Annotated in this window: 7 protein-coding genes; 3 read left to right on the top strand and 4 right to left on the bottom strand. The window is 61.4% G+C overall.

Annotated elements, in window-relative coordinates; translation table 11 throughout:
• Both Y708_RS30940 and Y708_RS0107685 read left to right on the top strand, forming a co-directional pair.
• A partial coding sequence (locus tag Y708_RS30940; RefSeq protein WP_253905735.1) for a type II 3-dehydroquinate dehydratase occupies positions 1-231 on the top strand: 231 nt, incomplete at its 5' end.
• A gap of 4 nt (positions 232-235) precedes the next feature.
• Positions 236-1,963, top strand: a complete 1,728-nt coding sequence (locus Y708_RS0107685) for an ABC transporter ATP-binding protein (protein WP_155853776.1) — start codon at positions 236-238, stop codon at positions 1,961-1,963.
• Positions 1,964-2,047: 84 nt separating this feature from the next.
• Here the strand turns inward: Y708_RS0107685 and Y708_RS0107680 are convergent, their stop codons facing one another.
• From Y708_RS0107680 to Y708_RS0107665, 4 genes are all read right to left on the bottom strand, one after another.
• Positions 2,048-2,983 (bottom strand): ABC transporter permease, encoded by a 936-nt coding sequence (locus Y708_RS0107680; protein ID WP_028279474.1) that lies wholly within the window; start codon positions 2,981-2,983, stop codon positions 2,048-2,050.
• Positions 2,980-3,984, bottom strand: a complete 1,005-nt coding sequence (locus Y708_RS0107675) for an ABC transporter permease (RefSeq protein ID WP_028279473.1) — start codon at positions 3,982-3,984, stop codon at positions 2,980-2,982. The genes Y708_RS0107680 and Y708_RS0107675 overlap by 4 nt, the downstream gene beginning before the upstream one ends.
• Before the next feature lie 88 nt (positions 3,985-4,072).
• A complete protein-coding gene (locus Y708_RS0107670; protein ID WP_155853788.1) occupies positions 4,073-5,761 on the bottom strand; it encodes an ABC transporter substrate-binding protein in 1,689 nt (562 codons plus the stop codon).
• Positions 5,762-5,919: 158 nt separating this feature from the next.
• Entirely contained in the window at positions 5,920-7,104 is a 1,185-nt protein-coding gene (locus Y708_RS0107665) for a MarP family serine protease (RefSeq protein WP_028279471.1), read from the bottom strand.
• Positions 7,105-7,305: 201 nt separating this feature from the next.
• Here Y708_RS0107665 and Y708_RS0107660 point away from each other — a divergent pair, with 201 nt between their 5' ends.
• Positions 7,306-7,983 carry a Crp/Fnr family transcriptional regulator gene (locus Y708_RS0107660; RefSeq protein WP_019483148.1) on the top strand — a complete coding sequence of 226 codons (678 nt, stop codon included), beginning with the start codon at positions 7,306-7,308 and terminating at the stop codon, positions 7,981-7,983.
• The last annotated feature ends 35 nt before the right edge of the window (positions 7,984-8,018 follow it).

Below are 8,018 nucleotides of genomic sequence, written 5' to 3'. Positions count from 1 at the left end.
ACGTCGGTGGCCATCCGCGATGCGCTCGCAGGCGTTGGCCTGCCGGTGGTTGAAGTGCACATCAGCAACGTGCACCGGCGCGAGGAATTCCGGCACCACTCGTACGTCTCGGCGGTGGCTGATGCCGTGATCGTGGGTGCGGGAGTGAGTGGGTACCGTCTGGCGGTGGACCATCTCATCGAGAAACTGACCTGGGATACGCCGCTGCAGGCGACTCATGAGGCACGATAGACCAATGGTTGAAATCATCCCTGTCGACAACGTTGCCGACAATTCCCCACTGCTCGAAGTAAAGAACCTCGCGGTCACATTCCGCACCACCTACGGTGACGTCCCGGCGGTGGAGGATGCGAGCTTCACGCTGCGGCGCGGTAAGACCCTGGCGATTGTGGGCGAGTCCGGTTCGGGCAAGTCCACCACGGCCATGGCCTGCATCGGGCTCCTCCCTAATAACGGCAGCGTCACCGGAGGCAGCATCACCTTCGAGGGACTGAACCTCGTGAAGCTCCCCGAATCCAAGATGCGTGCCATCCGCGGCCGCGCCATTGGCCTTGTGCCTCAGGACCCCATGTCCAATCTCAATCCCGTGGCGAAGATCGGCACCCAGGTCGCCGAAACGCTGCTGGTCCACGGCATGGCAACCAAAAAGAACGTCAAGGAACGCGTCATCGAGGTGCTGACTGCAGCCGGACTGCCCGACGCCGGTGACCGCGCCAAGCAGTATCCGCACGAGTTTTCCGGCGGCATGCGCCAGCGGGCTCTCATTGCGATTGGGCTCGCCTGCCAGCCGCGCCTCCTCATCGCGGACGAGCCCACCAGCGCGCTGGACGTCACCGTGCAGCGCACTATCCTCGATCAGATCGACTCCATGACAGAACAGTTGGGCACCTCAGTTCTGCTGATCACGCATGATCTCGGTCTGGCCGCTGAACGCGCATCAGACCTCGTGGTGATGCACCGCGGCCGGGTGGTGGAAACCGGGCCCGCGGAAAAACTCCTTAACGACCCACAGCACCCTTACACCCAGTCCCTGGTGCGCGCAGCGCCCAGTGTGGCCGCCGTGCGTTTGCGGCCGGGTGCCTACCACGCCGATGCGGCAGAGCGTACGAAACTTGCCGAGGCGGTATTCGAGGAACATCAGACGGAGGACGAAGTAGGACTTGCCGCCGCGGAATCAACGGACAACATCGTGGAGATCCGCGACCTCACCAAAATCTATAAACGCCGCGGCAGCTCCGAGGATTTCTATGCCGCGAAGAACGTCACCCTGGATGTGCCGCGCGGACAGACAGTGGCGATTGTTGGCGAATCGGGCTCCGGCAAGACAACCACCGCGCGCATGCTTTTGAAGCTCGTCGAACCCACATCGGGGACCATGACCTTTGACGGAATGGATGTCGCCACGCTCGACAAGAAGCAGTTGGACGACTTCCGACAGCGTGTGCAGCCTGTCTTCCAGGACCCGTACTCGTCGCTGAACCCGATGTTCACCATCGAACGGATCGTCGAGGAGCCGCTCAACGTCTACAAGCGCGGCTCCAAGAAGGAACGGGCTGCGCGGGTCCGCGAACTGATGGACCAGGTATCGCTGCCACAGAATGCCCTGCGCCGCTACCCTTCCGAGCTCTCGGGCGGCCAACGTCAGCGGGTGGCGATCGCCCGCGCGCTGGCCCTGAAGCCGGAACTGCTGGTCTGCGACGAGCCTGTTTCCGCGCTGGATGTGCTGGTTCAGGCGCAGATCCTGAAGCTGCTCGGGGACCTGCAGTCCGAGCTGGGGCTGAGTTACCTGTTCATCTCCCATGACCTTGCCGTGGTGCGCCTTATTTCCGATTACGTGTGCGTCATGAAGGACGGCGAACTGGTGGAGGCCGCCAGCTCGGAGGAAGTCTTCCAGAATCCGCGCCACCCTTACACCCGGCAGCTCCTTTCCTCCATCCCGGGCAATGAGCTGAATATCGCCTGATCCCCACGCGCTCGTTCCTCTCTTGGTCGATCATCGGTCATTGACCAGGAGAGCGCCAGGGAACACATTGAGACGCCTCGGCGCTTACTTCTGGCGGGTCTTCGGGTCCAGCGATTCCCTCAACGATTCACCCAGCAGGGTGAATCCCAACGCAGTGATCGCAATGCAGGCCCCGGGCAGGAATGCCAGCTGCGGCGAACCTGAGAGCTCCGCCTGGGCATACGTGAGCATGCGCCCCCACTCAGCCGTTTGCGGCAGCCCGCCACCCAAGCCAAGGAAAGACAGGGCGGCCGCGTCTATGACAGCAGTCGCGAGCGTCAGCGTCGCCTGCACAATGACCGGGCCTACGCTGTTGGGCAACACATGGCTCACGGTGATGGCGGATCGGCTTAGTCCCAGCGTCTGCGCGGCCAGCACGTAATCCGAGCCGCGCTGCGACAGCATGGATGCACGCAGCAGGCGGGCGAAGATGGGCACTTGGGCAACGCCGATGGCAATCATCACGGCGTAAGGACCCTGGCCCAGAATCGCCGCAATACTCACGGCGAGCAGCAGGTTGGGAACCGACAGCAGAATGTCGACAAACCGCATGATGACGCTGTCCACCCAGCCGCCAAAACCCCCCGCCAGCAGCCCAAGCAGCATGCCGCCGGCCAGGCCCATCGCCGTTGAAATGACTCCGATCATCAGGGATGCCTGCGCACCCCAGATCAGTTTGCTGAGCAGGTCCCCGCCAAATCGGTCAAGACCCAGGGGGAATTCGTCAATCTCACCGGGCCCGGGAATGTTGGTTGGGGTGACTTCCGTGCGTCCGGGGAGGTCGTTTCCACCATAGGGTGCCAGCAGTGGCGCGAGGATGGCCACCAACAGGAACAGCCCAACAATAACCGCGCCTGCGATGGCCTGGGGGTTCCTTCTGAGCCGCCGGAAGGCATCCTTCCACAGGCCCGTTCCAGTCCCTTCAGCAAGCGCCGGTTCGGCGGGTGATGGGTTCTCTGCGGGGGGCAAGGTTGTACTCATTGCACACGCACCCTTGGGTCGATGATGCTGTAGGACAGGTCCACAATCAGGTTGATGAAGGCATAGAGCACGGCTATGAAGATGATGAATCCCTGCAGAACGGGATAGTCGAGGCCGAAGATGGCGTCTCTGAGGAACCGGCCGATCCCGTTGAACGCGAACACCGTTTCAGTGAGAATCGCGCCGGAAATCAGCAGGCCGAGCTGGAGTCCGATCGTCGTCACCACGGGAAGCATGGCATTCCGAAGGATGAACCGGTTCCGGATCGTCTTCTCAAGCAGGCCCTTGGAGCGCGCCGTGCGAACGTAGTCGGCGTTTTGGACCTCCAGGACGGACGCTCGGGTGATTCGGACGATGATTGCGAGCGGGATGGTTCCCAACGCAATTCCGGGAAGGATCAAATGCAAGAACGCGTCCCACGCGGCGTCGTACTCACCCGTTAATATCCCGTCCAACACGTAGAAGTCAGTCACGTGCGTTGCATTGATTCTGGGATCCTGCCTCCCGTCAGGGGGCAGGATGGGCCATTGGATGGCGAAGAAATACTTGAAGATGAAGGCCAGGAAGAACACGGGAACGGTGATTCCCAAGAGGCTCAACACCACTGAGCCGTGGTCGACGAAGCTCCCATAGCGCCGTGCGGCTACATAGCCCAGAGGAATCCCAATGCCGATCGCGAAGATCAACGCAACTGTCGTCAACTCAAGGGTGGCAGGAAACCGGGTGGCGAACTCTTCAAGTACAGGCCTCCCTGTGTTGATGGATACGCCAAAATCCCCCTGCAGGAGCTTCCCCATATAGGTGAAGTACTGGACGACAATAGGCTCGTTGAAGCCGTAGAGCTCGTTGACCCGCTCGACAGCCTCGGGTGTTGCCCGCTCTCCGAGGAGCGCCGTGGCGGGTCCTCCAGGAAGATTACGCACCCAGATGAAGAGAAGAATGGAAAGCCCAAACAGCGTAGGCACCAACAGCGCAAGACGTTTACCGATAACGCGTAGCACGATGTCCTTTCAAGAAAAACTCGCGTGAAGTCTGATCATCACAGTGGAGCCGAGTCCTGTCGCAGGACCCGGCTCCACTGTGATGGACTTACTCGCTGAGTTCGATCTGGCTAAAGACCTCGTCGTTCACCGGACTTGCGGGGTAGGAGACCACTCGTGGCGCAAATGCCAACGACGGCGCAGGGTGCGCCAGCGGGATTGCCGGGTTGAACTCGGCAATGTCCTCGTTGATCTCCGAGTACAGCTCCGTTTGCGCGTCCCTGTCGGTCATTCCACGCGCTTCATTCAGCGAACCGAACAATTCTGGATTGTCGAATCCGAATTCAAGCGACTCGGTACCGAAAAACACTCCAATGAAGTTGTCCGTGTCGTTGTAGTCACCCGTCCAACCGAGCAGGTGGATTCCGTGGTCCTCGGTGCCCTGGATCTTGTCCAGGTAGTCCGGTGACCAGACATCCGGTGACGGTGTGGCTGTGATGCCTACCTCGGAGAGTTGGTCAGTGATATTGGTGAAGACCTGCTCAGGGGTGGGCATGTACGGCCGGGAGACACCCGTTGGGTAGTTGAACTGCACCTCGAAGCCGTCCGGGTACCCGGCCTCTTCAAGCAGTTCCATTGCCCGCTCAGGATCATACTCGTAGGTGGTGACGCCCTCGTTGTAGCCCTCGACCACCGGTGGGATGAACTGGGTGGCCAGTTGCGTGCCTTCGGGCAGCGTCTGGTCAATCAGTGCCTGCTTGTCGATGGCGTGGTGGATGGCCTGGCGCACCAGGGGATCAGCCAGTTCCTCCACAGCGTGGTTGATGCCGAGGTACAGGATGGTGAACGGATCACGGGGAACAATCATGAACCCTTCATCCTCAAGGGCCGGGATGTCGGCCGGTGCCACAAGGTCGAATCCATCGATGGTTCCCGCCTGCAGTGCCTGGGTGCGTGCCTGCGGGTCATCAATAATGCGGAAGATGACCGTTTCGATTTGGCCCTGTTCACCCCAGTACTCTTCGTAAGTTGAGAGCTGAAGATCCTCGCCCACATTCCACGAATCGAACTTGAACGGTCCGGTGCCCACCGGGTTGCCCTCCGCGTAAGCACTGAGCGACGGAGCTTCCGCTGAGCCGCCGATCTCATCCGCCGCAAATTCCTCCAGCGCGGTAGGGCTCTGCATGGAGAACGCCGGGAGCGACAAAGCCGGGATGAAGCCTGCAAACGGCTGTGCCAGGGTGACGGTGGCTTCCAGATCGCCGTTCACTTCACAGGATTCGTAGACGGCTGTGTCGGGTGTGTCGGCGAAGCCACGGAACAGGTTGTTGTAGTAGTAGGACACGTTCGGAGCCTGCGCGACTCCGGTCCAGTTGTACCAGCGGTCAAAGTTGAAGCAGACGGCCTCGGCGTTGAATTCGGTGCCATCGTGGAAGGTGACGCCTTCCTTTAGGGCGAACGTGGTGGAGAGTCCGTCCTCCGAGGTCTCCCACGATTCCGCAAGTAGCGGAGCGGGATCAGCGGTTCCAGGCTCTACCCCCACGAGACCTTCAAACATCTGCCGGCTGACGCGGAAGGTTTCACCATCGCTGGCGAAAGCGGGGTCCAAACCGGCAGGATCAGCCGACGCGGCGAAAACAAAGGTGGAGTCGACGGCGTCTTCGCCGCCTGCTCCAGTGTCCTCTTCGCGCTGACTTTGAACGCAGCCGGACAACAGCAGTGCACCAATGGCAACACCAGCGGTAACGGCGGCCCGTTTCCTTATGGGACGTGAGCCGCGCGCCAGTTTGTCGGTCATAGACATGTAAGTGCTCCTGGTGATCTCAATCTGGCCGACACGTCACTGTGTTCGGCCGGCGTTCGCCATTGCGGTTGCGCCTGTGTGACGAGCCTAACGTTCCTGGCCGGCCGTTGCTGTATTTCAACCGACCAACCGATCACGATTTGATCACGCGCCTACCGCTGGGTGCACTGTCCGGCCGAGACGGTGTCGTTGAAGGCCGTCGCCTGATCGGCGATGGGGCGCAGCTCCTCGAGTGTGAGGGCATAACCGACGGGCACGTTGCCGGTCGACTTGGCAAAAATGACACCGGCGACACTCCCCTCCATGTCCAGCAGCGGTCCTCCCGAATTCCCCTGCTGCACGTTCGCCGCCAGGCTGTAGACGTTGATGGCCGAGGCGTCCGCCCCATATATGTTCTCCACCAGCACATCGGAGCGATTCTGGATACTGGCCGGCTGGATCTGGAAAGGTCCGCCGGCGGGATAGCCGGCAAATGCCGCCGTGGCACCGTCTTCCAGCTCGGTGCCCAGCGGGAGCGCCGGGCGCTCCAGTCCGTCGACTGCGAGCACGGCGATGTCCCGCACCGGGTCGAAGTGCACAATGCGGCCGGGGAGCGCTCCCCCACCGGGAACCTCGACGACGGGCTGGTTCACCCCGGCCACCACGTGGGCGTTGGTGATGACCCGCCCGGGCGCAACAACAAACCCGGAGCCAGTCTGGTTCTGGCCGCATTGGAAGGCTGTTCCGGCGATCCGCAGGACTGACTGGGACGCCGCAGCCAATTCCGGTGTGTCCACCGAGGCATCGGGGATTGGCGCTGGACTTGCGGGAGCAACGCTTTCAAGGATCGTGGGTATGCCGTCTGCCACGGCGATCGTCCGCAACTGAGCCATCCAGCTGCGGACCGGTGACGGCGTGAAACTGTCGATGCTGCTGATGACTTTGGAGGACGCGATCGGCTGAGACAGGAAGGGTACTCCCATGGTGCCGATGCTGAACGCAAGCATGGAAAGCACCAGCGCCGCCACCACAACGTTTGTTGCACCGCCCAGCAACCGGTCAATGAAACGGAGCGGGGGCGAATCCGCTCTCCGGCTGATCACCCGGCCCAGCCCGGAGCCCAGCGCCTGACCGACAATCACCAGCAGGAGCGCCGTCGCAATCACCGCCGTAAGCCGCCAGCCGTTGTCAGGCACCCATGCGCTGACCAGCGGGATGGCAAAGAACGCTGCAACCGCTCCCGCCACAAACCCGGCAATTCCGCCAAGTGTCACCAGGAAACCATTGCGCAGACCGGCAACTAGATAGCCGATCAGCACGAGGACCAGAATGACGTCCAGGAAAGTAAAACCGAACACCGCCGCACTCCACTTCTCAAGGAAGCGCTCACTTCCCTTTACTGGACAACGAGTCTACTGGGCGCCGCTGACAGTCTGCCGTGAACAGTTCCTGAGCCGCTGAAATGCATATTCCATGAGCGAACACGCGTGTAGCAGGTGTCACAAGTCCGTTATGTACGGCAAGATGGGAAAGAGTCATCGAAAATAACAGGAGATTTCATGGATATCGAGGTACTGCGCCGCGCGCCACTCTTCGCCTCTCTGGGGGACGACGTATTTGCCGCTCTCACGGACGAGCTGACCGAAGTGGACCTTTCACGTGGTGCGTCGGTCTTCCGCGAGGGTGACCAGGGCGATCAGCTGTATTTCATCGTTTCAGGCAAGATCAAGCTGGGCCGCACTGCGCAGGACGGACGCGAGAACCTCCTGGCCATTCTGGGCCCGGGCGAACTCTTCGGCGAGATGGCACTGTTCGATCCGAGCCCTCGCACTGCGACGGCTACTGCGGTTTCAGAAACCCGGCTTGCCGGTTTGAAGAATGAGAACCTCCGCACTCTGCTCGAGACGCGCCCCGAAGTTTCAGCACAGTTGCTCCAGGCCTTGGCCCGCAGGCTCCGCCGCACCAACGAGTCCTTGGCTGATCTGGTGTTCTCCGACGTTCCGGGCCGTGTCGCAAAGGCCCTTCTGGACCTGGCCGACCGCTTTGGACGCCCTGCCACCGACGGCATTCTGGTGGCACATGAGCTCACACAGGAAGAGCTCGCCCAGCTGGTGGGCGCTTCCCGCGAAACTGTAAACAAGGCTCTGGCCGAGTTCGTTCAGCGCGGGTGGCTGCGCCTGGAGGCGCGTGCCGTCGTCATTCTGGACATTCAGCGGCTGCGGCAGCGCAGCCGGTAGTTTTTTAGCGCGTACGACGGCGGGTGGTCACCTGG

The sequence above is a fragment of the Arthrobacter sp. H5 genome, from assembly GCF_000520595.1.
In the GTDB taxonomy this organism is placed as follows: domain Bacteria; phylum Actinomycetota; class Actinomycetes; order Actinomycetales; family Micrococcaceae; genus Arthrobacter_D.
The sequence above is the reverse complement of the archived record's forward strand: the minus strand, read 5'-3'. Positions and strand labels throughout refer to the sequence as shown.